The 25,174-nt window shown below is 71.1% G+C and carries 30 protein-coding genes; 26 read left to right on the forward strand and 4 right to left on the reverse strand.

The features are described from left to right. The first annotated feature begins 5 nt into the window (after positions 1-5). The 13 genes from BLT23_RS05870 to BLT23_RS05930 all read left to right on the forward strand — a co-directional run bounded on the left by BLT23_RS05870 (position 6) and on the right by BLT23_RS05930 (position 10,053). Positions 6-1,319, forward strand: coding sequence for a glutamyl-tRNA reductase (locus tag BLT23_RS05870; RefSeq protein WP_090046343.1), 1,314 nt, complete (start codon positions 6-8; stop codon positions 1,317-1,319). Beyond that, positions 1,316-2,251 (forward strand): hydroxymethylbilane synthase, encoded by a 936-nt coding sequence (gene hemC / locus BLT23_RS05875; protein ID WP_090046344.1) that lies wholly within the window; start codon positions 1,316-1,318, stop codon positions 2,249-2,251. The genes BLT23_RS05870 and hemC overlap by 4 nt, the downstream gene beginning before the upstream one ends. An 18-nt stretch (positions 2,252-2,269) precedes the next feature. Further along, the gene (locus BLT23_RS05880; protein ID WP_090046346.1) at positions 2,270-3,802 is read left to right on the forward strand and encodes a bifunctional uroporphyrinogen-III C-methyltransferase/uroporphyrinogen-III synthase; all 1,533 of its coding nucleotides are present in this window, start codon (positions 2,270-2,272) and stop codon (positions 3,800-3,802) included. Between the two features lie 75 nt (positions 3,803-3,877). Next, complete coding sequence (hemB, locus tag BLT23_RS05885) at positions 3,878-4,852, forward strand: porphobilinogen synthase (RefSeq protein WP_090046347.1); 975 nt, start codon at positions 3,878-3,880, stop codon at positions 4,850-4,852. Next, complete coding sequence (locus tag BLT23_RS05890) at positions 4,837-5,337, forward strand: hypothetical protein (RefSeq protein ID WP_143035834.1); 501 nt, start codon at positions 4,837-4,839, stop codon at positions 5,335-5,337. Before hemB ends, BLT23_RS05890 begins: the two co-directional genes overlap by 16 nt. Before the next feature lie 10 nt (positions 5,338-5,347). Beyond that, complete coding sequence (locus BLT23_RS05895; protein WP_090046351.1) at positions 5,348-5,788, forward strand: hypothetical protein; 441 nt, start codon at positions 5,348-5,350, stop codon at positions 5,786-5,788. Continuing rightward, positions 5,785-6,183: a hypothetical protein gene (locus BLT23_RS05900; RefSeq protein ID WP_090046352.1), complete on the forward strand. Its 399-nt coding sequence runs from the start codon at positions 5,785-5,787 to the stop codon at positions 6,181-6,183. The genes BLT23_RS05895 and BLT23_RS05900 overlap by 4 nt, the downstream gene beginning before the upstream one ends. Beyond that, positions 6,180-6,791, forward strand: a complete 612-nt coding sequence (locus BLT23_RS05905) for a hypothetical protein (protein ID WP_090046354.1) — start codon at positions 6,180-6,182, stop codon at positions 6,789-6,791. Before BLT23_RS05900 ends, BLT23_RS05905 begins: the two co-directional genes overlap by 4 nt. Then, the gene (locus BLT23_RS05910; protein WP_090046356.1) at positions 6,791-7,210 is read left to right on the forward strand and encodes a hypothetical protein; all 420 of its coding nucleotides are present in this window, start codon (positions 6,791-6,793) and stop codon (positions 7,208-7,210) included. Before BLT23_RS05905 ends, BLT23_RS05910 begins: the two co-directional genes overlap by 1 nt. Positions 7,211-7,215: 5 nt before the next feature. After that, positions 7,216-7,566 carry a hypothetical protein gene (locus tag BLT23_RS05915; RefSeq protein WP_143035835.1) on the forward strand — a complete coding sequence of 117 codons (351 nt, stop codon included), beginning with the start codon at positions 7,216-7,218 and terminating at the stop codon, positions 7,564-7,566. A gap of 11 nt (positions 7,567-7,577) precedes the next feature. Then, complete coding sequence (gene hemL / locus BLT23_RS05920) at positions 7,578-8,873, forward strand: glutamate-1-semialdehyde 2,1-aminomutase (RefSeq protein WP_090046360.1); 1,296 nt, start codon at positions 7,578-7,580, stop codon at positions 8,871-8,873. Then, on the forward strand, positions 8,870-9,499 hold the full coding sequence (locus BLT23_RS05925) for a histidine phosphatase family protein (protein WP_090046361.1): 630 nt from the start codon (positions 8,870-8,872) through the stop codon (positions 9,497-9,499). The genes hemL and BLT23_RS05925 overlap by 4 nt, the downstream gene beginning before the upstream one ends. After that, entirely contained in the window at positions 9,496-10,053 is a 558-nt protein-coding gene (locus BLT23_RS05930) for a TlpA family protein disulfide reductase (RefSeq protein ID WP_090046363.1), read from the forward strand. The genes BLT23_RS05925 and BLT23_RS05930 overlap by 4 nt, the downstream gene beginning before the upstream one ends. Position 10,054: 1 nt before the next feature. Here BLT23_RS05930 and BLT23_RS05935 read toward each other — a convergent pair whose 3' ends face one another. Both BLT23_RS05935 and BLT23_RS05940 read right to left on the reverse strand, forming a co-directional pair. After that, the gene (locus BLT23_RS05935) at positions 10,055-11,062 is read right to left on the reverse strand and encodes a M64 family metallopeptidase (protein ID WP_090046364.1); all 1,008 of its coding nucleotides are present in this window, start codon (positions 11,060-11,062) and stop codon (positions 10,055-10,057) included. Positions 11,063-11,256: 194 nt separating this feature from the next. Beyond that, positions 11,257-12,273: a type IV toxin-antitoxin system AbiEi family antitoxin domain-containing protein gene (locus BLT23_RS05940; protein ID WP_281248821.1), complete on the reverse strand. Its 1,017-nt coding sequence runs from the start codon at positions 12,271-12,273 to the stop codon at positions 11,257-11,259. Positions 12,274-12,511: 238 nt separating this feature from the next. On the opposite strand from BLT23_RS05940, the gene BLT23_RS05945 reads away from it, so the two are divergent. From BLT23_RS05945 to BLT23_RS05960, 4 genes are all read left to right on the forward strand, one after another. After that, complete coding sequence (locus BLT23_RS05945; RefSeq protein WP_176946619.1) at positions 12,512-13,288, forward strand: cytochrome c biogenesis CcdA family protein; 777 nt, start codon at positions 12,512-12,514, stop codon at positions 13,286-13,288. Between the two features lie 41 nt (positions 13,289-13,329). Then, a complete protein-coding gene (resB, locus tag BLT23_RS05950; protein WP_090046896.1) occupies positions 13,330-14,805 on the forward strand; it encodes a cytochrome c biogenesis protein ResB in 1,476 nt (491 codons plus the stop codon). After that, the gene (ccsB, locus tag BLT23_RS05955) at positions 14,805-15,719 is read left to right on the forward strand and encodes a c-type cytochrome biogenesis protein CcsB (protein WP_090046368.1); all 915 of its coding nucleotides are present in this window, start codon (positions 14,805-14,807) and stop codon (positions 15,717-15,719) included. The genes resB and ccsB overlap by 1 nt, the downstream gene beginning before the upstream one ends. A 102-nt stretch (positions 15,720-15,821) precedes the next feature. Continuing rightward, positions 15,822-17,177 carry a MinD/ParA family ATP-binding protein gene (locus BLT23_RS05960; protein ID WP_090046369.1) on the forward strand — a complete coding sequence of 452 codons (1,356 nt, stop codon included), beginning with the start codon at positions 15,822-15,824 and terminating at the stop codon, positions 17,175-17,177. Between the two features lie 48 nt (positions 17,178-17,225). On the opposite strand, the gene BLT23_RS40570 is transcribed toward BLT23_RS05960, so the two are convergent. Together BLT23_RS40570 and BLT23_RS05970 are read right to left on the reverse strand one after the other, a co-directional pair. Then, positions 17,226-17,393, reverse strand: a complete 168-nt coding sequence (locus BLT23_RS40570; protein WP_090046371.1) for a hypothetical protein — start codon at positions 17,391-17,393, stop codon at positions 17,226-17,228. Positions 17,394-17,450: 57 nt separating this feature from the next. Beyond that, entirely contained in the window at positions 17,451-17,657 is a 207-nt protein-coding gene (locus BLT23_RS05970; protein WP_030473853.1) for a BldC family transcriptional regulator, read from the reverse strand. Positions 17,658-17,889: 232 nt separating this feature from the next. Here BLT23_RS05970 and BLT23_RS05975 point away from each other — a divergent pair, with 232 nt between their 5' ends. From BLT23_RS05975 to BLT23_RS06015, 9 genes are read left to right on the forward strand one after another with little or no spacing between them, the layout of a single operon-like run. Next, positions 17,890-18,354 carry an Lrp/AsnC family transcriptional regulator gene (locus BLT23_RS05975; protein ID WP_090046374.1) on the forward strand — a complete coding sequence of 155 codons (465 nt, stop codon included), beginning with the start codon at positions 17,890-17,892 and terminating at the stop codon, positions 18,352-18,354. Positions 18,355-18,358: 4 nt separating this feature from the next. Then, a complete protein-coding gene (locus BLT23_RS05980; protein WP_245743680.1) occupies positions 18,359-18,628 on the forward strand; it encodes a DUF4229 domain-containing protein in 270 nt (89 codons plus the stop codon). A 26-nt stretch (positions 18,629-18,654) separates the two neighbouring features. Next, the gene (gene cds1, locus BLT23_RS05985; protein ID WP_090046378.1) at positions 18,655-19,743 is read left to right on the forward strand and encodes an L-cysteine desulfhydrase Cds1; all 1,089 of its coding nucleotides are present in this window, start codon (positions 18,655-18,657) and stop codon (positions 19,741-19,743) included. Between the two features lie 54 nt (positions 19,744-19,797). Continuing rightward, a complete protein-coding gene (locus BLT23_RS05990) occupies positions 19,798-20,103 on the forward strand; it encodes a hypothetical protein (protein ID WP_090046380.1) in 306 nt (101 codons plus the stop codon). Continuing rightward, positions 20,100-22,922, forward strand: a complete 2,823-nt coding sequence (locus BLT23_RS05995; RefSeq protein WP_090046382.1) for a phage tail family protein — start codon at positions 20,100-20,102, stop codon at positions 22,920-22,922. The genes BLT23_RS05990 and BLT23_RS05995 overlap by 4 nt, the downstream gene beginning before the upstream one ends. Continuing rightward, entirely contained in the window at positions 22,922-23,341 is a 420-nt protein-coding gene (locus tag BLT23_RS06000) for a hypothetical protein (protein WP_090046383.1), read from the forward strand. The genes BLT23_RS05995 and BLT23_RS06000 overlap by 1 nt, the downstream gene beginning before the upstream one ends. Continuing rightward, positions 23,338-24,324 carry a hypothetical protein gene (locus tag BLT23_RS06005; RefSeq protein WP_090046385.1) on the forward strand — a complete coding sequence of 329 codons (987 nt, stop codon included), beginning with the start codon at positions 23,338-23,340 and terminating at the stop codon, positions 24,322-24,324. Before BLT23_RS06000 ends, BLT23_RS06005 begins: the two co-directional genes overlap by 4 nt. Then, positions 24,321-24,773, forward strand: coding sequence for a hypothetical protein (locus BLT23_RS06010; protein ID WP_090046387.1), 453 nt, complete (start codon positions 24,321-24,323; stop codon positions 24,771-24,773). The genes BLT23_RS06005 and BLT23_RS06010 overlap by 4 nt, the downstream gene beginning before the upstream one ends. Further along, the gene (locus BLT23_RS06015; RefSeq protein ID WP_090046900.1) at positions 24,773-25,174 is read left to right on the forward strand and encodes a hypothetical protein; all 402 of its coding nucleotides are present in this window, start codon (positions 24,773-24,775) and stop codon (positions 25,172-25,174) included. Before BLT23_RS06010 ends, BLT23_RS06015 begins: the two co-directional genes overlap by 1 nt.

Consider the following 25,174-nt stretch of genomic DNA (forward strand, 5'->3'; position numbering starts at 1 on the left):
ACCGCATGAGTGTGCTCGTAGTCGGTCTGTCGCACCGCACCGCCCCCGTACCGGTCCTCGAACGCGTCACGGTGGCCGAGCCCGACCTGCCCAAGGTCCTCGGCCAGCTGCTCGCCGCCCCCAGCGTCTCCGAGGCGATGGTCCTCTCCACCTGCAACAGGGTCGAGGTCTACGCCGTCGTCGAGTCGTTCCACGGCGGCATGTCCGAGGTCGTCGAGGTGCTGGCCCAGCACGCGCAGGTCGACCCGCAGTCGCTGTACGAGCACTTCTACGTGCACTACGCGGCCGCCGCCGTCGAGCACCTGTTCTCCGTCGCGGCCGGCCTCGACTCCATGGTCGTCGGCGAGTCCCAGATCCTCGGTCAGCTGCGCGCCGCGTACGCGGTGGCGGACGAGGCGGGCACCGTCGGCAAGACCGCCCACGAGCTCACCCAGAACGCGCTGCGCGTCGGCAAGCGCGTGCACAGCGAGACCGGCATCGACCACGCGGGCGCGTCGGTCGTGTCCGAGGCCCTCGGCGACGCCGAGGCCGCGCTGGGCACCCTCGTCGGCAAGCGCGCGCTGCTCGTCGGCGCCGGTGCGATGGGCGGCCTGGCCGCCGCCCACCTGCGCAGGGCGGGCATCGGCGAGGTCGTCATCGCCAACCGGACGCAGGCCAACGGTGTGCGTCTCGCCACGTCGCTGAAGGCGGAGGGCGTCCCCGCGACGGCCGTCGACCTGACCGCGCTGGCCGTCGAGATCGACCTCGCGGACGTCGTCTTCGCGTGCACCGGCTCGGTCGACACGGTCGTGCACGCGGACGCGATCGGACCGCGCTCGCGCCCGCTCGTCGTCTGCGACCTCGGCCTGCCCAAGGACGTCGACCCGGCCGCGGCGCAGCTGCCGAACGTTCGTGTGGTGGACCTGGAAACGTTGCAGCGGCGCCTCTCCGACGCCCCCGCCGGCCAGGACGCGCGGCTCGCCGCCCAGCTGGTCGCCGACGAGGTCAAGGCGTACCTCGCGACCCAGCGGTCCGCCGAGGTCACGCCGACCGTCACGGCCCTGCGCAAGCGGGCAGCCGAGGTGGTCGACGCCGAGCTGCTCCGCCTTGATTCGCGACTTCCCGAACTGGACGCCTCGACACGCGGTGAATTGGCCAAGACGGTGCGCCGCGTTGTAGACAAGCTCCTGCACACGCCGACCGTCCGGGTGAAGGAGCTCGCCTCCTCGCCTGGTGGGACCGGCTACGCGGAGGCTCTCCGCGAACTGTTCGGGCTCGACCCCCAGACGCCTGGGGCCGTCAGCCAGACCAAGTCTTCAGTGGATGGTGAAACGCGGTGACCCGCACCCTACGGATGGGGACCCGAGGCAGCGCTCTGGCGCTGGCGCAGACGGGAACCGTCGCCGACGCCCTCAGGGCGGCCGGCGCAGAGGTCGAGATCGTCGTCGTCAAGACGCCGGGTGACCTGTCCGACGCGCCGATCGCCCAGATCGGCATCGGCGTCTTCACGTCGGCGCTGCGCGACGCGCTCGCCAGGGGCGAGATCGACGTCGCCGTCCACTCCTACAAGGACCTCCCGACCGCACAGGACCCCCGTCTCGTGCTCGCGGCGGTGCCGCAGCGAGAGGACCCGCGCGACGCCCTGGTGGCGCGCGACGGCCTCACGCTCGGCGAGCTGCTGCCGGGGTCGAAGGTCGGCACCGGGTCCCCCCGCCGTGCCGCCCAGCTGGAGGCCCTCGGCCTCGGGCTGGACATCGTGCCGCTGCGCGGCAACGTGGACTCCCGCATCGGCAGGGTCCGCAGTGGCGAGCTCGACGCCGTGGTGCTGGCCCGTGCCGGCATCTCGCGCCTCGGCCGCGCTGACGAGATCACCGAGACGCTGGAGCCCATCCAGATGCTTCCCGCGCCCGCCCAGGGCGCGTTGGCAGTGGAGTGCCGGGTCGGCGACGTCGACACCGAGCACCTGATCCAGTCCACTCTGGACGACTCGGCCAGCCGGGCCGCTGTGACCGCCGAGCGCGCCATGCTGGCCGCGCTCGAGGCGGGTTGCAGTGCGCCGGTCGGCGCGCTGGCCGATGTGGTGGAGGACCTCGACGACGAGGGGAAGGTCGTGTACCGGCTTTCCCTGCGCGGGGTCGCAGCGACGCCGGAGAACGACCTGCTCCGCGCGTCCGCCACCGGTGACTTGACCGAAGCTGAGGGACTCGGCCGTGCGCTGGCCGCCGAGTTGCTCGACCTCGGGGCCGCCGTGCTGAGCGGTCCAGAGGCGTAATCGATGGGGAGTGCCCTGATGACCCGCGCACGCAAGACCCCCGGACGCATCGCCTTCGTGGGCTCCGGCCCCGGCGACACCGGGCTGCTCACGGTCCGGGCCCACGACTTGCTCACCAGGGCTGAACTCGTGGTCACCGACCCGGACGTCCCCGCGGACGTCCTCGCGACCGTGGCCGAGGGAGTCGAGGTCCGCCCCGCTGTCGGCGAGTCCGCCGACGTGGCCAAGGACCTGGTGAACGAGGCGCGCAACGGCGCGACCGTCGTCCGCCTCGTCGCGGGTGACCCGCTGACCCTCGACGCGGTCGTCAAGGAGGCCCAGGCCGTCGCGAAGTCGGCGATCCCGTTCGACGTCGTCCCCGGCGTACCGGCCGGCACCGCCGTCCCCGCCTACGCGGGCGTGGCGCTCGGCGGTGTGCACACCGAGGTCGACGTGCGCGCGGTCAGCGACTGGGCGGGGCTTGCCGCCTCGCCCGGCACGCTGGTGCTGCACGCGACCGGGTCGCACCTGGCCGAGGCCGCGTCCAACCTGGTCGAGAACGGTCTGGCGCCGCAGACGCCGGTCGCCGTGACCGCCGAGGGCACGGGCTTCCAGCAGCGCACCATCGACACGACGCTGGCTTCCGCGGCAGCCGACGCCGGTGAGCTGAACGGCCCGCTCGTCGTCACGGTCGGTGCCGCCGCCGCTGCCCGCTCGAAGCTCTCCTGGTGGGAGTCGCGGGCGCTGTACGGCTGGCGCGTGCTGGTCCCGCGCACCAAGGAGCAGGCGGGCGCGATGAGCGAGCGCCTGCACTCGCACGGCGCGATCTCCGTGGAGGTGCCGACCATCTCGGTCGAGCCGCCGCGCAGCCCCGCGCAGATGGAGCGCTCGGTCAAGGGCCTGGTCGACGGCCGCTACCAGTGGGTCGTCTTCACCTCGACCAACGCCGTGCGCGCCGTGTGGGAGAAGTTCCGCGAGTTCGGCCTGGACGCTCGCGCGTTCTCCGGCGTGAAGATCGCCTGCGTCGGCGAGGCCACGGCGGCGAAGGTGCGCTCGTTCGGCATCATCCCCGAGCTCGTGCCGTCCGGTGAGCAGTCGTCCGAGGGCCTCCTCAACGACTTCCCGCCCTACGACGACATCCTGGACCCGGTCGACCGCGTGCTGCTGCCGCGGGCCGACATCGCCACCGAGACGCTGGCCGCGGGCCTGCGCGAACGTGGCTGGGAGATCGACGACGTGACGGCGTACCGCACCGTGCGTGCGGCCCCGCCGCCCGCCGACACCCGCGAGATGATCAAGTCCGGCGGTTTCGACGCGGTGTGCTTCACCTCGTCCTCGACCGTGCGGAACCTGGTCGGCATCGCGGGCAAGCCGCACGCCCGCACGCTCGTCGCGTGCATCGGCCCGCAGACCGCCGAGACGGCGCGGGAGTTCGGCCTCCGGGTCGACGTGCAGCCGGAGGAGGCGAACGTGCCCGCGCTGGTCGACGCGCTGGCAGCCCACGCCGCCCGCCTGCGCGCCGAGGGAGCCCTTCCCCCGCCCAGGAAGACCAAGCGCCTGCGCAGGAGCTAGTCAAAACGAAGCCGTCGGGGCCGCTCAAGTTCCTTTGAGCGGCCCCTTCGACTCTCTTCCGCTAGGGAGTCAAAGATGTACCCACTTCACCGGCCGCGTCGTCTGCGCACGACGCCCGCCATGCGCCGCCTGGTCTCCGAGACCGAGGTCCGCCCGAGGCAGCTCGTCCTGCCCATGTTCGTCAAGGAAGGGCTGGCCGAGCCCGCCGAGATCGGCAGCATGCCGGGCGTCTTCCAGCACACCCGCGACTCGCTGCGCAAAGCCGCCGTCGAGGCCGTGCAGGCGGGTGTCGGCGGCATCATGCTGTTCGGCGTGCCCGCCGAGCGCGACGCCGTCGGCTCCGGTGCCACCGACCCGGACGGCATCCTCAACGCCGCGCTGGGCGACCTGCGCTCCGAGCTCGGCGACAGCACCGTCCTGATGTCGGACTGCTGCCTCGACGAGTTCACCGACCACGGCCACTGCGGCGTGCTCGCCGCGGACGGCACCGTCGACAACGACGCGACGCTGGAGGTCTACGGCGAGATGGCCGTGGCCCAGGCTCGTGCCGGTGCCCACGTCGTCGGTCCCAGCGGCATGATGGACGGCCAGATCGCGTTCATCCGCAACGCGCTCGACCAGGCGGGGCTCAGCGACACCGGCATCCTCGCCTACTCGGCGAAGTACGCGTCGGCGTTCTACGGGCCGTTCCGCGACGCCGTGGAGTCGCAGCTCGCCGGTGACCGCAAGACCTACCAGCAGGACCCGGCGAACGCCCGCGAGGCCGTCCGCGAGGTGCAGCTGGACCTCGCAGAGGGCGCGGACATGGTCATGGTCAAGCCCGCCCTGCTGTACCTGGACGTGCTGCGCTCGGTCGCCGAGATCTCGGACGTGCCGGTCGCCGCGTACCAGATCTCCGGCGAGTACGCGATGATCGAGGCCGCCGCCCGCAACGGCTGGATCGACCGCGAGCGCTCCATCCTGGAGTCGCTCACGTCCATCCGCCGCGCCGGTGCGGACGTCGTGCTGACGTACTGGGCAGTGGAAGCCGCCCGGTGGCTGGACCGGTAGCTCCCCGCCTGGTCGAGGTGGCGCGCTGGTTGTGGATCTCCAGCGCCTGCATCGGCATGGTGCGGTTCGTCGCGCAGCTCTTCGACCGCGAGATGCTCGTGGCCGAGGCGCGCAGGCAGAACCCGGAACTCGGCCAGGACCAGATCGACGCGGGCGTGAACGGCGGCATCCTCTTCGGACTGCTGATCGCCACCGCGGTCCTGCTCGCCTACACGCGGCTGGCGAACGCCATGGCGCGCGGGCGGAACTGGGCGCGGATCGTGCTCACGGTGCTGGGCGCCGCGTCCGTCGCGTACGGACTGTTCCGGCTCGTCGCGTGGGCCAGTGGCGCGGCGGAGTCCGTCGGTGTCGAGATGACCGGCACCGACCTGGGCGTCACGTTCGTCACGACGGTGCTGGAGGCGTCGGCGGTCGTGCTGATGTGGCGGGTGTCCGCGCACTTCAGGAGGAGCGTCGCGGTGGACAGCGCCACCCCGCGCACCTAGGTTCTCGGGCGTGACGTCTCCGAAGGAACCGGGCACTCCGGGCACCATCACCGCCGGCTACTGGCTCGTGGTCACCGGTGTGGCGCTCAGCGTGCTGGCCGCGTTCTACGTGCTGCTGAACAAGCAGGTGCTGGTCGACGCGGCCGTGCAGGGCAACAGCGACCGGAACATCACCCGCGACATGATCGCCTCGACGGTCAACGGGCTGGTGATCATCTCGCTGGTCGTGACGGTGGTGCTGGCGGGGCTCGCCGTGTGGTTCGCGGGCAAGGTCCGCGGCGGGCTGCGCAAGAGCCGCACCGGCCTGCTGATCACGCTGCTGATCGGCCTGTTCTTCCAGATGATCACGAACACCCTCGGTGTCGTGGCGGTGCTGGTCGCCGTCGCGGGCGTCGTGCTGTTCTTCTTCCGGCAGTCGAGCGAGTACCTGGCCGAACGCGAGAAGCTGTGAACGACGCACCCCGGCCGGTCCGCGTCGCGGTCGGCCTGTGGCTCGCGACCGCCGTCTTCGTCCTGTTCACGACGGCGGGCCTGTGGTTCCAGCGCGGTGAGATCGAACGGCTCAGCGGACGCTCCTCCGGCGACGTGACGGACTTCCTCCTCGCGCTCAGCGTCGTCGGGGTGCTCTTCGCGGCGCTGTACGGCTGGCTCACCCGCCTGTTCCTGAAGAGGAGGAACTGGGCGCGGGTGGCGCTGTCGGTCGTCGCCGTCGCGCACATGCTGTGGCTGCTCGTCGTCGGCGTCAGCGCGGCGAACCTGGTCACGCTTCTGCTCATCTGCGTCGCGATCGTGTTCACGTGGCAGCGCGCTGCGGCACAGTGGACGGAGGAGGTGCGTGAGCAGTGAGCCAACCGCGGGACCCCTGGTCCACCCCGGACGACGTGCAGTGGCAGAACCCGGCGGGGCCGTACCCGGCGCCGCCGCAGCCGGGCGGCCACTACCAGGTGAACCAGGTCGGCCAGGCGAGCTTCGCCATGACGCCGCTGCGGCCGGTGGCGCCGCAGGAGCTGGCGCCCGACCGGCCGCCCACGGTCACCGCCGCGACGTGGATCTGGATCGCCGGCGCGGTGCTGTCGGTGGCGCTGCTGCCGGTGCTGTTCCTCACCAACTCCGAGTACCTCATCGGCCAGGAGGACGTCGTCTCGCAGCGGAGGCAGGCGGCAGGCGAGTTCGGCGTGCGGGCGCTGGCGATGATGTCCGGGTTCGGGATGCTGATCGCCGCCGCGCCGTACATCGCGTTCGCGATCGTCCTGCGCAACGGGCAGAGCTGGGCGCGGATCCTGCTCACGATCCTCGCCGTGCTCGGCGCCCTGTCGATGTTCGTGATCCTGTCCTTCGCGCTCGCGGCGCAGGTGTGGCAGCCCGCCGTGGCGATGGGCGTCGTCGTCATCGGGCTGACCGTGGCCGCCGTGGTGCTGCAGTTCCTGCCGCCCTCGAACAGGTTCGTCCACTAGTGCTGTACCGGGAGCCGGGCGGCAGCTGGTGGCCGCTGCTGTGGGGCCCCGCGTTCGCGGTGGCCGGGTACCTCGTCGAGCTCCTCACCGGACCGGCGTCGGTGGCGCTGTGGACGATCGCAGGGCTCGGGCTGACCCTCGGAGCGGTGCTGTGGGTGTACGGCAGGGCCAAGACCGGCACCGTCGCGCTCACGGCCGAGGAGGCGCAGTTCGGGCGGGAGAAGGTGCCGGTCGCGATGATCGACGGGTTCCGCGACGTCGGGGCACCGGCCGGTGCGCGGGTGCTCGGCGGCGGCTGGTCGGTCCCCAAGGGGACGACGGCCGTGCCGCTGCGGCTGCTCGACGGCACGGTGGTGCTCGGCTGGGCGCGTGATCCGGAAGCCTTGCTCGCGGCGCTGCGGCGGGTCGTGAGAGGGTGAGCGACGTGACAGAGGCCGTGACCGAGCCGGAGACCGTCGTGGAGGAGCCCGCACCGGCCGCACCCGCCGGACAGGGGTTGCACCAGCCCCAGCGGTGGGTCGTCGCCGCGGGCGAGGCCGTCGCCGTCGTGCTGCTCGTCGTCGCTGCGGTGTGGTGCTGGAACCGCGGCGTCGTGCCGCTGGAGTACCCGGCCGAGGGCCGTGAACCGCTCGTCTCCACCCGCCTGCACGGCAACTGGCTGGGCACGGCCGCCGCGTCGCTCACGCTCGCCGTGGTGCTCGCCATCGACGCCGTGAGGCAGGTCATGCTGGCCCTGCGCACCCGGCCGGAGGCAGCCGCTCAGCCCGGCATGTGAGACTGGGGCACGTGACTGCGAGTCGATCCCAGGCCCTGTTCGAGCGCGCGTCGACGCTGACCCCCGGCGGGGTCAACTCTCCGGTGCGGGCGTTCCACTCCGTCGGCGGCACCCCGCGCTTCATGGTGCGCGGCGAGGGCCCCCACCTGTGGGACGCGGACGGCAACCGGTACGTCGACCTGGTCTCCTCGTGGGGCCCCATGATCCTCGGGCACGCCCACCCCGCCGTCGTCGAGGCGGTGCGGCAGGCGGCCGTGCACGGCCTGTCGTTCGGCACGCCGACCGAGGGGGAGGTCGACCTCGCGGCCGAGATCGTCGACCGCGTCGAGCCCGTCCGTCAGGTCCGCCTGGTCAACTCGGGCACCGAGGCCACCATGAGCGCCATCCGCCTCGCCCGCGGCTTCACCGAACGACGCAAGGTCATCAAGTTCGCCGGCTGCTACCACGGCCACGTCGACGCGCTGCTCGCCCAGGCGGGCTCCGGTGTCGCGACGCTCGGCCTCCCGACCTCGCCCGGCGTCACGGGCGCCCAGGCCGCGGACACGCTCGTCCTGCCGTACAACGACATCGAGGCCGTGCGCGCCGCGTTCGCCGAGAACCCCGGCGAGATCGCGTGCGTCATCACCGAGGCCGCCGCGGGCAACATGGGCGCCGTCGCCCCGCTGCCCGACTTCAACCAGGGCCTGCGCGACCTCTGCGACGCCGAGGGCGCGCTGCTGATCATGGACGAGGTCATGACCGGCTTCCGCGTCTCGCGCGCCGGCTGGTTCGGCCTGGAGCGCGTCAAGGGCGACCTGTACACGTTCGGCAAGGTCATGTCCGGCGGCCTGCCCGCGGCGGCGTTCGGCGGCCGTGCGGACGTGATGGCCAAGCTCGCGCCGTCCGGCCCCGTCTACCAGGCGGGCACGCTGTCCGGTAACCCCGTCGCCGTCGCCGCCGGTCTCGCGACGCTGCGCGCGGCCGACGACGACGTCTACACGGCGCTCAACCGCAACGCCACGCGGCTGGGCGCGCTGTTCACCGCGGCGCTGACCGAGGCCGGTGTCGAGCACCGCGTTCAGTTCGCCGGGAACCTCGTGAGCGTGTTCTTCGGTTCTTCGGAGGTGAAGGACTACGCGGGTGCGCAGGCGTGCGAGACGTGGCGCTTCCCGCCGTTCTTCCACGCGCTGCTCGAACGAGGTGTCTACGCCCCGCCGTCGGCGTTCGAAGCGTGGTTCGTGAACGCTGCCATGGGTGAAGAGGAGTTCGCCGTGATCGCCGACGCGCTGCCGCACGCGGCTCGCGCCGCCAAGGAGGCCCGCCAGTGACCCGCACCGTCGTCCACCTGCTCCGCCACGGCGAGGTGCACAACCCGACCGGCATCCTCTACGGCCGCATCCCCGGCTTCAAGCTGTCCGAACGCGGCCAGAAGCAGGCGCTGACCGTCGCCGAGCACCTCGCCGACCACGACATCGTGCACGTCGTCGCGTCCCCGCTGGAGCGCGCGCAGCAGACCGCGTCGCCCATCGCCGACTCGCACCGCCTGGAGCTGGCGACCGACGAGCGGCTGATCGAGGCGGACAACCAGTTCGAGGGCCTGAAGGTCGCGGTCGGCGACGGCGCCCTGCGGTCCCCGCAGCACTGGTCGAAGCTCACCAACCCGTTCAAGCCGTCGTGGGGCGAGCCGTACATCGAGATCGCCCACCGGATGCTCGGCGCCGTCCAGAAGGCCCGCGCCGCCGCCGAGGGGCACGAGGCTGTCTGCGTGTCGCACCAGCTGCCGATCTGGACGGTCCGCCGGTTCCTGGAAGGCAAGCGCATGTGGCACGACCCGCGCCGCCGCGAGTGCTCGCTGGCCTCGCTCACCTCGCTGATCTTCGACGGCGAGCAGCTGGTCCGGATCTCCTACTCCGAGCCCGTCGGCGTCACGAACCCCAGGGTGACCGGCGCATGAAGCGGTTGCTCGTCCTGCTCCTGCTCGTCGCGGGGTGCACCACCGGCAAGGACGCGGCCCAGATCGGCGCGGGCGACTTCTACCTCGTCGCGCCCGGCGGCCAGGTCGAGATCCGCTACGCCCCCGGCGAGCGCAAGGAGCTGAAGGGCCTCGAAGGCGAGTCCCTGATGGAGGACGGCAAGACCGTCAAGCTCGTCGACTTCGCCGGCAAGCCGGTCGTCATCAACATCTGGGGCGCCTGGTGCGGTCCGTGCCGCACCGAGGCGCCGGAGATGCAGAAGCTCCACGACGCCGGCACGCAGGTCCTCGGGGTGGACGTCAAGGAGACCTCGAAGGACCACCCGCGGGACTTCATGAAGGACAGGTCGCTGACGTACCCGTCCATCTACGACGCCTCGGCGCGCAGCTTCGTCAACGTCTTCCGCGGCGTCCCGGCCAACGCCGTGCCGTCGACGTTCGTCGTGGACAAGGACCACAAGGTCGCGGCGGCGTTCCTCGTGCCGGTGCTGGCGTCCGACCTGCAACCCGTGCTGGACGAGCTCGCGAAGGAGTGACCTACCGGGGGACCGGCCTGATGATCGGGACCCCCGGTGCCAGCTCGAAGTTCAGCGACGGGACCTTCGCCTTGAACGCGGTGACCATCGCGTCCCTGCCGATCGAGTTGAACTTCTTGCCGAGCGTCCGCATGATCGAGTCCTCGGTCGGCCGGTACAGGCCGTACTTGTAGTACCGGGCGCCCTCGACCGGGGCGACCACGCCGCCGTCCGGTGACGGCTGGCCGAGGTAGGCGCTCCACTTCGCACCGGTGGGGTCCGCGGTGACGTTGATCTCGCGCGGCTCGGCGCCGGTGTAGGTCTCGTACGGGTAGTCGTACTCGTCGGCCAGGCCGCCGATGGAGTGGCCCAGCTCGTGGATCGCGATCTGACCGGACGAGGCGTTGCTCCCGGACGCGGTCGCGACCGCACCGCCCGCACCGCCGTACTTCGCGGTGTTGCCGAGCGCGATCACCTGGTCGGCCTGCGGGGCCAGCGCCGCGAACGACGCCGCCTTCGTCTCGTTCACGCACAGCAGGCGCTCGGTGGTGGCGTCCCTGCCCTGGCACCAGAAACCCATGTCCAGCGCGGTGTCCTTCAGCAGCCCCCGCGCCGGGTCGTGGTCCACACCGGACTCGTTCGAGACGACGTCGACCCGCCAGACGTTGAAGTACTGCTTGTAGGACGCGAACGGCTCGACGGCCGACAGCTCCTCCCACTTGCTCAGCACGTTCGCGGCGTAGGTCCCGAGGTCGTCGGCCGTGTAGCCGTCGCCGACGAAGACGAGGTCGAACGCGTCGGACGGGTCGCGGTCGCCGAAGACCCTGGTGACCTCGGCCACCGACAGCGCCCGGAAGCTCGGCGCCTCCTCGGCGGGCGCCTGCGGGGTCAGCGTCCGGGTGATCGTGCCGTCCTCGTGGAAGACCTCCTGCCACTCCATCGCGGGAGCGGCGCCACCAGCGGGAACCTGGGCGAAGAGGGTCAACGCGGTGAGGGTCAGCGCCGGGAGGATCACCCGCGAACGATGCATGTGTTGACGCTAGGCAACGCAGTGGTCACCCACAAGCGGCAGTTCGGCGGCTGTAGGGCCTGGAGGTCGAACCAGACGAGGTCGAATGGGCCGTGCCTGACTTCCTCGGTCAGGACCAGGTGCGTGTGGCGGGGTTCCAGCCACCGGCAGGGGGTGTTGCGAGCAGAAGCGGTGTGATGAATTCGTCGCCGAGTTCAAGAGCCTTCGTGCGGCGCACGTATGCCCAGTCCGGCCGCGATCTGTGCGGTCTGGTTGATGTAGGGCACCGTGGAGTTCCGAAGAATTTGAAGTATCGCGTTGGAAATCGGTGGAATCGTCGGGATTTTGTGCTTCTGCAGCGCGGACAACATCGCGTGAGTCATCGACGCGTTCATGCCTCTCGCGGCTGATTCGGCCAGCGTGGCACGCAGATGAGACGCCTGGGCAGCAGCTTCTGCAAGTCCGTTGGCGACTCTCGGGAAGTCATGGGAACTCACGTGGCTGTCTTTCAGCATCGCGGCGAGTGCGGTGGCGACGGCATGGCCGTGCGGGAACACAGGCGCGGGCCGTGTGACCAGATCCTCGACCGACGTGCCGATCTCAGCGAGCAGGTGTTCGAGCAGCGCCAGCCCGTCCCCTGGGCGCCGGACGCCGTAGCGCAGCGCGTACGGGCCGATGGCCTCGGTGAGGTCGTCGAGGTGAACGAGGTTGGTGATGACGCCTTCGCGAATGATCGTCGCGATGTGGCTGCCGTCGATGTGCTGGTCGAGCAGGTCGCAGATGGTGCGCAGGACCGTGGTGGCCGGCAGCCCGTCAACGAGAGTCACGTCGGTCTCGGCGAGTTGGGCGCGTTTGAACCACAGGTCGGGATCGCGACTGGTCCGCCGACGGGGCGTGGTGAAGGTCATGCGGTCGGCGGGCAGTTCACCCAGGCCGTGAAGGTTGATGGCGGCCTGGTGGGACAAGACGCCGCCGTCAGGATCGAGCAGTGGTCGTTCCCATGCCGGTGTCGAGGGGTTGAGGGCGAGCCATGCGGCCTTCTGGTCCCTCGACGCGGTGATGGCGGCGGCAGTGGAGGCGTAGACACCATGCCGGACTCTGTCGAGGTGACCGGCGGTTTCGAGCCGGTGGAGCGTGGAGCGGCTGATTCCCAGGGACTTCGCTTGCTGGGCAGTGACCATCCCCCATTGATCAGCGGTGAAACCGCTGATCAACTTCATCGCCTTCAGCATCTCCACGCAGCATATGTTACGGCGAGATGCAGCGTTTGTCGCACTTTAGGCGGGACAAACGCTGCAACACAGCGCGACTTTCGCTGTTGATTGGAGCGCAGTGCGGTCCAAGTCGTTCGGAGGGGTGGCATCTCGGGTGCCCAGTCACCTTCACGTCGGTTTCGCGTCCGGGAACGCGCAGGCGCAAAACCGGACACCGGTGGTCGGGTGATCTGGGCAACTACCTACCCTGAGGTGTGTGAACCCCACCGATCTGGCGATCTCCGGGCCGCTGCTGCTGGCCACCGGGGTCGCCCTGCTCGCCGGGTTCATCTCGTTCGCCTCACCGTGCGTCGTGCCGCTCGTGCCGGGTTACCTCGCCTACCTCGCCGGACTGGTCGGGGCCGAGGCCCCGCGGGTGGAGGCCGACGAGCCCGCGAAGGCGGGCCGGCTGCGCGTCGCGGGCGCCTCGCTGCTGTTCGTCGCCGGGTTCACCGCCGTCTTCGTGCTCGCGTCGATGACGATCCTCGGCGCCACGGACGCGTTGCTGCTCAACGCCGACCTGTTCCAGCGCATCGGCGGCGTCGTCACGATCCTCATGGGACTGGTCTTCATCGGACTCGTCCCGGCGCTGCAGAAGGACGTCCGGTTCCACACCAGGCCGAGGGCGGGGCTGGTTGGGGCGCCGCTGCTCGGCGCCGTGTTCGCGCTCGGGTGGACGCCGTGCCTCGGGCCGACGCTCGCGGGCGTGCTCGCCGTGGCGCGCAGCACCGAGATCGGGTCGTCGACCGTTCGCGGCGCGGTGCTGGTGCTGGCCTACTGCCTGGGGCTCGGGCTGCCGTTCGTCGTGCTCGCGCTCGGGGCCCGGTGGGCGCTGGGCGTCACGAAGTGGCTGCGCACGCACGCGCGCCAGGTGCAGATCTTCGGTGGCGTCCTGCTGATCCTGGTGGGCATCGCGCTCGTCACCGGGCTGTGGGGCGAGTTCGTCGGGTGGCTGCGCTACTCGTTCGTCGACGTCGTGGAGTTGCCGCTCTAGTGATCGCCTTCCTGCGCAACACGTGGCGCGGCCTCACGTCGATGAGGACCGCGCTCACCTTGCTGTTCCTGCTCGCGCTCGCGGCCATGCCCGGCGCGTTGCTGCCGCAGCTGTCGCTGAACGCGGCGAAGGTCGACGAGTACGTCGCCGAGCACGGCTGGTGGGGCGAGCTGCTGCTCAAGCTCGGGTTCTTCGAGGTCTACGCCACGCCGTGGTTCGCCGCGATCTACCTGCTGCTGTTCACGTCCCTCGTCGGGTGCCTGCTGCCCCGCACGTGGGAGTACTTCAAGCAGATGCGCGCCAGGCCGGTCCTGGTGCCGCGCAACCTGTCGCGCATGCCGCACCACGCGCAGGCCGAGCTGGACGTGACGCCGGACGAGGCCGTCGAGCGGGCGCGGAAGGTGCTGCGCGGCTGGCGGACCGACACCGGCGACGGCACCGTCAGCGCCGAGCGCGGGTACCTGCGCGAGACCGGCAACCTGGTCTTCCACTTCGCCCTGCTGGGCCTGCTCGTGTCGTTCGCGCTGGGCAAGATGTACAGCTACGAGGGCCAGGTCATCGTCCAGGCCGGCGGCGGCCAGTTCTGCAACGGCGGCATCTTCAACTACGACTCGTTCCGCCCCGGCCTGCGCGTCGACGGCACCGAGCTGACCCCGTTCTGCGTCGAGATCGGCGAGTTCTCCGCGGACTACCTCGACAACGGCCAGCCCGTCGGCTACCGGGCGGCCATCCGCTACCAGTCCGGCGAGGACATCGCCACGAACACGTGGCGGCCCTACGACCTGCAGGTCAACCACCCGCTGCGCACCGGCGGCGACCGCGTCTACCTGCTCGGCCACGGCTACACGCCCACGTTCACCGTGACGTTCCCCAACGGCGAGAAGCGCACCCAGGGCATCCAGTGGCTGCCCAGCGACCAGCTCACCCTCGCCTCCGAGGGCGCGACCAAGTTCGACCCGCCGGGCATCACGGACTCCGAGACGCGGCGCAAGAACCAGATCGCCGTGACCGGGCTGCTCGCGCCGACGCCGTTGCTGCACGGCACGATCCTCAGCTCGAAGTTCCCCGCCCTGAACGACCCGATGGTCGCCGTCGACGTCTACCGCGGCGACCTGGGCGTGGACGACGGGCGCGGCCAGTCGATCTTCTCCATCGACAAGAAGATGGTCGACCAGGGCCGGTTGCAGAAGGTCGCGCGGCAGAACCTGGCCCTCGGCGAGGAGATCACCCTCGACGACGGCACCAGGGTGCGCTTCGACTCGGTGAACGACTGGGTGTCGTTGCAGGTGTCGCACGACCCCACGCAGGGGTACGTGCTGGCGTTCGCCGTCCTGATCATCCTCGGCCTCGGCGTCTCGCTGTCGGTGAAGCGCCGCAGGGTGTGGGTGCGCGCGACCCCTCGGGACGACGGGCGTACGTTGGTCGAGGTCGGTGGTCTTGCCCGCACTGACCAGGCGGGATACGGCGAGGAATTCACGCGGCTGGCCCGCGCGGTGTTGAACGAGGAGAGGTCCTGATGCCGGTCAACGAGACGTTCGCGACCTACAGCGACTGGCTGTACCGCAGCGCGCTGGGCGTCTACCTCTTCGCGATCCTGCTCTACGCCGTCGAGCAGGCGTTCAGCCGCGCTCCCGGCAAGAAGGAGCTGGTCGGAGCGGGTGCGCCGAACGTCCTCGTGGACGAGCCGAAGCAGGCGCCGACGCGCTCGGAGCGCTTCGGCCGGATGGGCGCCGCCCTCACCGTGCTCGGCGCGGTGCTGCACCTCGGCTCGCTCGTGATGCGCGGCGTGTCCGCCGGTCGTGCGCCCTGGGGCAACATGTACGAGTACATGTCGCTGCTGTGCCTCGCGGCCGTGGTGACGTGGATCGCGCTGATGGTGAAGTTCCCGATCCGCCGCCTCGGCGTGTTCGTGCTCCCGCCGATCCTGGTCCTGCTGTTCCTCGGCGGCACCGTCCTCTACGCCGAGTCCGCGCCCGTCCAGCCCGCGCTGCGGTCGTACTGGCTCGTCATCCACGTCTCGGTGATCTCGATCTCGTCCGGCGTGCTGCTGCTCCCCGGCGTGACGTCGATCCTGTACCTGCTCAAGGACCGCAACGCCGAGCGCTTCCCCAAGCTGCCGTCGGCCGATGTCCTCGACCGCATGTCCTACCGCACCACCGTGCTCGCCTTCCCGCTGTTCACCGCGGGCATCATCTGCGGCGCCATCTGGGCGGAGGCCGCGTGGGGCCGGTTCTGGGGCTGGGACCCCAAGGAGACGGTCGCTTTCGTCACGTGGGTCATCTACGCCGCGTACCTGCACGCGCGGGCGACCGCCGGCTGGCGCGGCCGCAACGCCGCCTGGATCAACGTGGCGGGCTTCGCCGTCAACGTCTTCAACCTGTTCTTCATCAACTTGGTCACCAGCGGGTTGCATTCGTACGCGGGTCTCTAACGACTTGGCCCCCATGTCGATGGAACCGCTGGTCGTTGCGTACCGTCGCACTCCGGGGGTCGGGGTAGTCCTGGTCCGTCGTGTTCAGGGAGGGCCACAGCGGTGAACTGGCAGCAACCACCGGGTGAGGAACAGGGCTCCGGCCCGCAGTACGTCGACCCGCAGGCGGCGGCCTACCCGGATCCCCAGCAGTCCGGCCCGCAGCAGGTCAGCGGCACCCAGTCCGGCCCGTACCCCGTGGGCGGCACCCAGTCCGGCCCGTACCAGGTGCCGGGCAACGCCTCCGGTCCGTACGCGGTTCCCGGCAACGCGTCCGGCCCCTACTCGGTGCCCGGCAACGCCTCCGGCCCGTACTCGGTGCCGGGGTCGCAGTCCGGCGGCTACCCGGTCGACAGCTCCGGCGCCTACCAGGTGGGCGGCGGCCAGTCGGGTGCCCACTCGGTGAGCGGCGGCCCGTCCGGCCCGCACAACACCGCCCAGTTCGGCCAGTTCGCCGGCTCGCAGTTCCCGAACAACTTCCCCCAGCAGCAGTACCGCTCCCAGGCGCAGGAAGTCTCGTCGCAGCAGCTCATCAAGAAGGAGAAGCGGCCGCCGACGTCGGGCTGGCGCAAGTCCGTGCACTCGCTCACCGGCGGGCTCGTCAACCTGGGCGAGAGCCCGGCCGACGTACGCCGCCGCGAGCTGATCGCGCGGATCAACCAGCCGCTGCGCGGCTGCTACAAGATCGCGATGCTGTCGCTGAAGGGCGGCGTCGGCAAGACCACGACGACCACGACCCTGGGCTCGACCTTCTCGTCGCTGCGCGGCGACCGCGTGATCGCCGTCGACGCGAACCCCGACCGCGGCACGCTGGCGCTGAAGATCCCCCGTGAGACCACGGCGACCGTGCGGCACCTGCTGCGCGACTCCTCGCGGATCACGAAGTACAGCGACGTGCGCGCCTACACCTCGCAGTCGCCCGCACGCCTCGAAGTGCTCGCGTCCGAACAGGACCCGGCCGTGTCGGAGGCGTTCAGCGAGGAGGACTACCGCCGCACCGTGGCGTTGCTGGAGCACTTCTACAACATCGTGCTCACCGACTGCGGCACCGGACTCATGCACTCCGCGATGAAGGGCGTGCTCGACGAGGCCGACTCGCTGGTGCTCGTGTCGTCCGGTTCGGTCGACGGAGCCCAGACCTCGGCCGCCACGCTCGACTGGCTGGAGGCGCACGGCTACCGCGACCTGGTCGCGAAGTCCGTGTGCGTGATCAACTCGGTGCGCCCGAAGTCGGGCAAGGTCGACCTCGACAAGCTCGCCGCCCACTTCCAGCAGCGCTGCCGTGCCGTGGTGCGCCTGCCCTTCGACGAGCACCTCGAAGAAGGCGCCGAGATCGCCCTGGACCGGCTCGCGCCGGAGACGCGCCTGGCCCTGCTGGAGCTCGCCGCCGTCGTGGCGGACGACTTCCCCCACGCCTGACCAGTACGTTTGCGGAAAGGGGTCCTGCTGCCAGGGCCCCTTCTCCGGCTACTCCTCGCGCTTGCGCTGCTCGTCGAGCTTGCGCAGGAACTCGGGGTCGTCGTCGGGTGCGATCACCTTGCGGCCTGGGGTGTACTCCGAGTGCTGCGGGGCGAACGCTCGCCACACGAGCACAGCCACGGTGAGCGCACCGATCACCGCCAGCAGGTAGATCATCGTGTCGCCACCTCCCTTTGCCACGAGATTACCCGCGGCCCAGGGATAACTACGGCTTCAGTGCCTGACAGGTTCAGTCGCCTCGGTCGTGAGCTCCGAGAGCAGCGCCTTCACCTCGGTCTCACGGAACCTGCGGTGTCCTCCAGGCGTGCGAATGGAGCCGATCCGCCCGGCGGTGGCCCAGCGGGTCACGGTCTTCGGGTCGACCCGGAACAGGTTGGCGACCTCTCCAGGCGTCAACAGGCGCTCGGTGGCTGCAGTCACGCGTCCTCCTCAGATCAGACGTACCGGCCCGATCGTGGCATCTCACCCGTCGGGTACTCGAACGCTTGTTTTTTGGTAAAGAGGTAGTAATGGGACGACGGGGGCGAACCGGACAGGGTCTGTCTGCCGTCGCTCCGCGGCGGCGAGGGGTGCCCCAGCCGCCCACCCCGCCGCGCCCGGTGGGCGAGCCTCGCCGCCGTCCGCGGGCCCGCCGACCGATACCCTCTCGCGGGTGGATGCTCTTGATCGCCAGATCATCGCCGCGCTGCGGGCCAACGGACGTGCCACGTACGCCGACCTGGGGCGGCAGGTCGGGTTGTCGGCCTCCGCGGTGCACGAGCGGGTCGGCAAGCTCGAGTCCAGCGGTGTGATCGTCGGGTACCACGCCGTCGTCGACCCCAGCGCGGTCGGGCTCGGCGTCACGGCGCTGATCGGGATCCACCCCACCGACATCGCGGACGACAACGAGGTCGCGGTGGCGCTGGGGGAGCTGCACGAGGTCGAGTCCTGTTATCGCGTGGCCGGGGACGAGTCGTTCGTCGTCAAGGTCAGGGTGGCGACGGTGGACGACCTGGAGCGGTCGCTGGGGCGGCTGCGGCGCATCCCCGGGGTGGCCCGCACCCGCACGACCGTGGTGCTCTCCACCCGGTTCGAGGGGCGCCCGAACACCGTCGACGAGGAAGGCGACGTAACCTGAACGGGTGCTTGCCCGTGATGTGACGCTCTACGTTCTCGCCCGCCTCGGTCTCGTGGCGGTGGTGACCGGCGCACTCATGCTGTTCAACGTTCCGCTGCTGCCCGCGCTCGCGGTCGGTGTCGTCGTCGCGTTGCCGGCCTCGCTGTTCGTGTTCAAGGGGCTGCGGCTGCGGGTCGCGGCCGGGTTGGACGAGCACCAGGCGCGGCGCCGGGCGGAGCGGGAGAAGCTGCGGTCCGAGCTGCGTGGTGACGAAGGTCCTGTCGTCCGGGGCTGAGGCCCGCGCGCGGTTATCGTGCCCGCGTGAGTACATCCGTTGACCGGTGTTGCAGCAGGACCAGGCACTGGGTGCGCGAGGCCGTCGGGATCATCGAGGCGGACGCGAACCGCAGCGCCGACACCCACCTGCTGCGCTACCCCCTCCCTCTCGACTGGGGCATCGACCTCTACCTGAAGGACGAGTCGACGCACCCCACGGGGTCGTTGAAGCACCGGCTGGCACGGTCGTTGTTCCTCTACGCGATCTGCAACGGCTGGGTCACCGGCGGCACGACCGTGATCGAGGCGTCCTCCGGGTCGACGGCGGTGTCCGAGGCGTACTTCGCGCGGCTGCTCGGGCTGCCGTTCATCGCGGTGATGCCGCGGTCGACGTCGCAGGAGAAGATCGCGCTGATCGAGCGGCAGGGCGGGAGGTGCCACTTCATCGACGAGCCGTCGGCGCTCTACGAGGAGTCGCACCGGCTCGCGGCCGAGCTCGGCGGGCACTTCATGGACCAGTTCACCCACGCCGAGCGCGCCACCGACTGGCGGGGCAACAACAACATCGCCGAGTCGATCTTCGAGCAGATGCGGCTGGAGCCGTCGCCGGAGCCGGAGTGGGTGGTCGTGGGCGCCGGCACCGGCGGCACGTCCGCGACGATCGGCCGGTACATCCACTACCAGAAGCGGAACACGCGGCTCGCCGTCGTCGACCCGGAGCACTCGGTCTTCTTCGACGCGTGGCGTGACCACGACCGGAGCCTGGTGGCGGACCGCGGGTCCGGCATCGAGGGGATCGGGCGGCCGCGGGTGGAGCCGTCGTTCATCGGCGAGGTGATCGACCGGATGATCAAGGTGCCGGACGCGGCGTCCGTCGCGACGATCCGGTATGTCGAGGAGCTGCTCGGCCGCCGGGTGGGCGGCTCGACGGGGACGAACCTGTGGGGAGCGTTCCAGATCATCGCCGAGATGAGGCAGTCGCGCACCCGAGGAAGCGTGGTCACGCTGCTCTGCGACGGCGGCGAGCGTTACGCGAACACCTACTACGACGACTCATGGGTAGCGGCCCAGGGCATGGAGCTGGACCCGTACCTGGACCGTCTCGACAACTTCCACCGCTCGGGGAACTGGTGACGAGCGTGCTGCGTCACAGCGTCACCTGAGCACCTGAGTCCGCAGGGGGGACCTGTGTCGTCGCTGTTCACCGACGCGGCCGAGCTGCGCGCGTACGCCGAGTACCTGCGCACCGAGGCCCAAGAGTTCGAGACGATCCGCTCGTACGTCCACTCGACGGCGTGCGACAAGTCCGGTTTCACCGGCTTGCTCGCGCTGCTGCAGCCCGGTGTGGACGTCGTGCGCGCGCTCTTCGACGAGACGCTCGACTTCGGCAAGTCGAAGCTCGAGGGCACCGCGTCGGCGGTGGAGGCGACGGCCCAGAACTACGAGGACGTCGAGAAGGCCCAGATGGCGATCTTCAACGGGATCCTCAGGTGACCGCCGCGGCCTACCAGGCCCCCCGCCCGGTCGCGGCCTCGCTCAAGCAGCCCGAGGTCGACACGGCCTCGCTCAACGAGGTGCTGCGGGACCAGGGCTGGGGCGTCCAGGCTGTCGACTGGGTGTTCGAGGCGGTCACGGGCGAGAGCCTCGTCTCGACGATCATCACGCCGATCACCGGCGACTGGTCGAAGATCCGCGCGGACGGCGACGCGTGGCGCATGGTCGGCAACGCCATGAACGACGTCTCGTACAACCTCACCGACGCCGTCGGCAAGGTGCGCGACCACTGGGACGGCGACGCCGCACGCGCGCACGAGGCGTACATCGCGCTGGGCTGGAAGGCCGGTCTCCTCGCGGAGATGGGCGTCGCACAGCTGATCGCGAAGGGCTTCGACACCGTCGCGTCCGGCGCGGAGGCCCTCGGCAAGCAGGCCGCGCGCCTGCTCGACTACCTGGTCAACAAGCTGCTGGAAGCGGCGGCCACCGTCTGGATCCCGGTGGGCGGCTGGATCAAGGCCGCCGAGATGGTCTGGAACGCCTACCAGATCTACCGCCGTGTCATGGACATCATCGACACGGTCAAGAAGCTCATCGCCGACGTGAAGGCGCTCTTCGACGCCGTCGGCCGCGTCTTCTCGGCCATCGGCAAGCTGAAGGACGCCGACTCGCTCGCCGAGGCCATGAACGCCACCCAGGAGGTGGCCGAGGCGGGGCGCGACGTCCGCAACGCGATCAACGACCTCCGCGACGACGCGACGTCCATCAAGGAGTCGGCCACCGAGATCGCCGACCGCGGCAGGGACATCGGCGACCGCGTCCGCGAGGTCACCGCCCCACCCGGTCAGCCGGAGGGCGCCAAACCGGCAGCCGCCGTCGCACCGGGTGGCGCCCCGGTGGCCCCGCCCCCGGACGTCCCCGGCACCACCGACGCCCCCGCCACGCACGCCGCCGCTGCGGCGGGCCCCGCCGTCTCGGCACCCCCGCCGGTGACCGGCAGCGCGCCCACCGGCGGAGGCGCTCCCGCTGGTGGCGGCGGCGTTCCCGCGGGAGGCGTGACCGCTCCTCCTGGCCCCAACACGACGCACGCCGCGGGCGCGGCCCCCACGATCGCCCCGCCGTCGTCGACCCAGCACACGCCGATGGGCGGCGCCGTGCCGATGGGCGCCCCGATGGCGGGCGGCGCGGGCGGCGGCGACCAGGCCCGCGGCTCCGGCTCCCGTCCGGGCGCGGGCGGCGTGCCGCACTTCCCGACGACGAGCTCCCCGTCCACCCCGGCGGCAGGGACCACGCCGGGAAGCACGGCTGGTGGCTCCCGGCCGTCCGGCGGCCTCCCGACCCCGCCGAGCCACGCGACGACCGGCACGGACAGCGGCAACGACCGGCCCACGACGCGCCCGGCCTCCGGCTCGGAGGGTGGCACCGACCGGCCGGCCACCCGTCCCACCCCGGACTCGGACGGGCCGCGCCCGACGCCGAGCACCCCCACCTCGCACGCGACACCGGACACGCACCCCACGCAGGGCGGCCACGCCACCCCGGGCAGCCACTCCACACCGGACACGCACTCGACGCCATCGCCTCCCGGTCACACGCCGACCACGGGCGACCACTCGACCCCGGGCACGCACCACGCGCCGTCCTCCGGCGGCGGTCTGCCCTCGCCGCCCGGCCACACGCCGACCACCGGCGACCACTCGCCCGCAGGCGGCGGCACGTCGCACGAGCAGCCCGCCTCGCGCCCGCACGACTCCGCGCCCACCCCGGCGGACACCAGGCCCCACGACACCCCGGACACCCGCCCGCACGACACCCCGGACACCCGCCCGCACGACACGGGTACCAGCGGCGCCGACGACGTCCGGCACGACCAGCCGGACCGCACGCCCGACCACACCCCCGAGCCGAGGCACGACACTCCGGCCCACGACAACAACGCCGCCCACAACGGCACCGACAACACCCACGACAACAACAACGGCAACGGCGACAGCAACACCCCGCCGCCGGCACCGGCCCCCGACCTCCGCGGCCACTTCGACGCCGCGGCGATGGCGGCGCAGGGCCAGGGCTACCAGCACCAGCTGGAGCAGATGCTGCCGGACCAGGCCGACCGCGACCGCTACGTCGAGCTGAGCACGAAGCTGTCCACGGAGCTGAGCGCGGACGAGGCGCAGCACGTCGCCGACGTCCGCAACCAGATCAGGGTCGACAACGGCGAGATCGTCACGAAGGCGCTCAACCAGGGGGCGCTGAACACCTACCTGCCCGAGCAGCCGCACGCGCCCGGCAGCAAGCAGGAGACCTGGCAGAACCAGATGGGCGGCTCGGTCGCCCGCGGCCAGGACGTGGTGGGCGTCAACACGCCGCAGGGCCTGCGCGACGGCCTGGCGCTCGACGACAAGGGCCAGGGCTGGACGCCGATCCCGGAGGGCGCGCCGAGCGCGATGCAGCTGCGGTACGAGCTGACGGACCAGAACGCGGGCAACCACAACGTGCCGTTCGGCGGGCCGAAGAAGGACGTGCCGGACTTCAGCCAGCCGGGGCCGTACCCGCAGACGCACTACCAGTCGCCGCAGGAGCAGGCGCACTACGAGGCGGCGCAGAAGCAGATGGCGGCGGCGGGTGGCAGCACGCAGGTCCACGACGGCTACGACCCGTTCACGGGCACCGGGTACACGATGGGCGGCATCCCGGAGTGGCGGGTCGACGGTGGCACGCCGTTGCCGGATCGTGCCGAGATCTGGCAGGTGAACGCCGACGGCTCTGAGAAACTGCACGCCGTGTACGACCGCAAGTTCGGCTGGACGAGGCTCTGATGACGCGGTACTCGCAGGAGTTGGCCGAGTACCGGGGTGAGGTGTTCTTCGCGGGTGCGGAGGACGCCCACCACGTGTGGATCCGCAAGATCCCCGGCGTGACCTACGCCATCGACGAGCGGTTCGAGGTCTACAACGGCCGCGAGCTGAAGACGGTGGCGGTCGCGGACCTCGACGCCTGGTACGAGGAGCGGATGACGGCCACCTGGCGCGGGCAGCCGTTCAACGTCGTCTCGGTCGAGGGCGGGAAGGCGGAGGCCGGGTACGTGGGCGGCGAGTACGTCTGGGCGCGGCAGAACGGTCTCGACGGCGACCAGTACAACGGCTTCACGGCGACGATCGACGTCGGCGAGCTGGCGGACGTGCAGGTCGACCGCACCGACTTCCTGGTGCGGTGGAAGGAGAAGAACCCGGGATGAGCACCCCTCAGGCCGTGCGCAAGGCGGCCGGCATCGGGCCGGAGACGATCCTGCAGAAGATCGTGCACCCGGCCGTCGCGCAGCTCTACCTGGGCAACGTCGTCGTGCCGGGCAAGTTCGAGCCGCACCGGGCGGCCGGGTTCGTCACGCGCGGGCAGGACTTCCCGCAGGGCACCTCCGACCAGTTCGCCGAGGCGTTCGGCGTCGACAAGGTCGCGGGCTGGCCGCGCGGCACGCAGTACCTGCTGCGGTTCCTCGCGCACACCACCGAGCTGTTCGACACGAGCTTCGGCGGTCCCACGCTCGAGGGCGCGCAGAAGATGGGCACGACCCGCGTCTACCCGGCGCCGTTCACGGGCACCGGCTACACGCCGAGCGCGACCCCGGTCCCCGAGTACGTCATGGACCTCGCCGAGCTGCCCGCGGGCACCGAGCTGTGGCGGTTCGAGCCGGACGGCGGGGGGCGCAGCGTCGGCAAGTACCTGCACCGCCAGGTGGGCTGGGTTCCCACGGGCGACGTCGGCTTCGGGCCGGGGAGGTTCTGGCAGGCGCCGGTCGCGCTGCGGCCGACCGTCCGCCGCGGACTGATCGGGCGCTACCGGGGCCAGGACTTCGACGTCGACTTCGGTCCGTCGGCCGGTTCGGTGCTGCTGCACCCGCTCGCGGGCCAGCCCGCGCCGCCGGACTTCGTCGACGACGACGGCATGCGGTACCTGGAGGTGCCGGACGCGGTGGTCGAGGACCTCCAGCTGGTCCGCACGCTCTGCACGTACCGCGGCGCGGAGTTCGAGATCGTCGGCGTGTTCGGCGAGCAGGCGGTGCTGCACTTCCTCGGCGAGAACCACGAGGTGGCGGAGCAGCTCGGTCTGTCCGAGGTGGACTTCCGGCAGTGGCGCACGTTCGCCCACCGCGCCGAGGTGACCGACATCCGCCCGGACGCGCGGCCCGTGCGGCGCGGCCTCTTCGGGAGGGAGAACGCATGACCACCCCTGACGACGGCTGGAAGACCGCGGAGCTGCGGGCGGCGGAGGCGCAGGTGGACGCGCGCGCCAAGGAGGCGCAGGACCTCGCGAACCGCCTGAAGGCGACGCCGCTGCCGCCGATCCCGCCGGCCGACTTCAAGGCCATCGCCCAGCAGGTCGAACGGGCCGCGCAGGAACGGGACGCGCCCGCGCAGCTCAAGGCGCTCAAGCGCAAGGTGGACGCGGGCGAGTTCACCTGGGAGGACGTCGTCTCCGGCAAGGTGGCGGGCGACCCGGACGTGCAGGCCATGCAGCAGGAGAACGTCGCCAAGATGAAGCAGGCGTTCCAGCTGCTTCAGGAGGGCCTGACGGCCGACGAGATCATGCAGGCCCAACGGCCGCACCGGGGTCCCGTCGACGACGACGGCGACCAGCTCGACCCGGGCATCTTCACGGAGGACAAGTGGTGATGACGGCTTGGCGAACACCGGACGTCCTCGCCGCGGAGGACTTCCTCTCGGGCGCGGTCGCGGACGTGGACCGCGCCATGCGGTCGGCGCAGCAGGGCCTGCGGGGCCGGGAACCGTCCACGGAGGACATCCGCAGGGTGATGCAGTTCGCGAGGTCGGCCGAAGCCTCGCCCGCGATGCGGCAGCTCGCGGACCGCATCGCGCGGGGCGCCGGCCTGAGCTGGCGGCAGGTCCTCACCGGTGAGGCGAGCCACGACCCGCTGGTGCGTCAGGCGCTGGAGGCCGACCGCGACCGGCTCGACGAGCTGATCAAGGGGGAGGCGGCCCCGCCGCGTCCTCCCCGCAGGCCCGCTCGCACGGACGACGACGAGCCGGTGCAGTTCACCGAGGACGCGTGGTGA

This window comes from Lentzea fradiae (assembly GCF_900100955.1).
GTDB lineage: Bacteria > Actinomycetota > Actinomycetes > Mycobacteriales > Pseudonocardiaceae > Lentzea > Lentzea fradiae.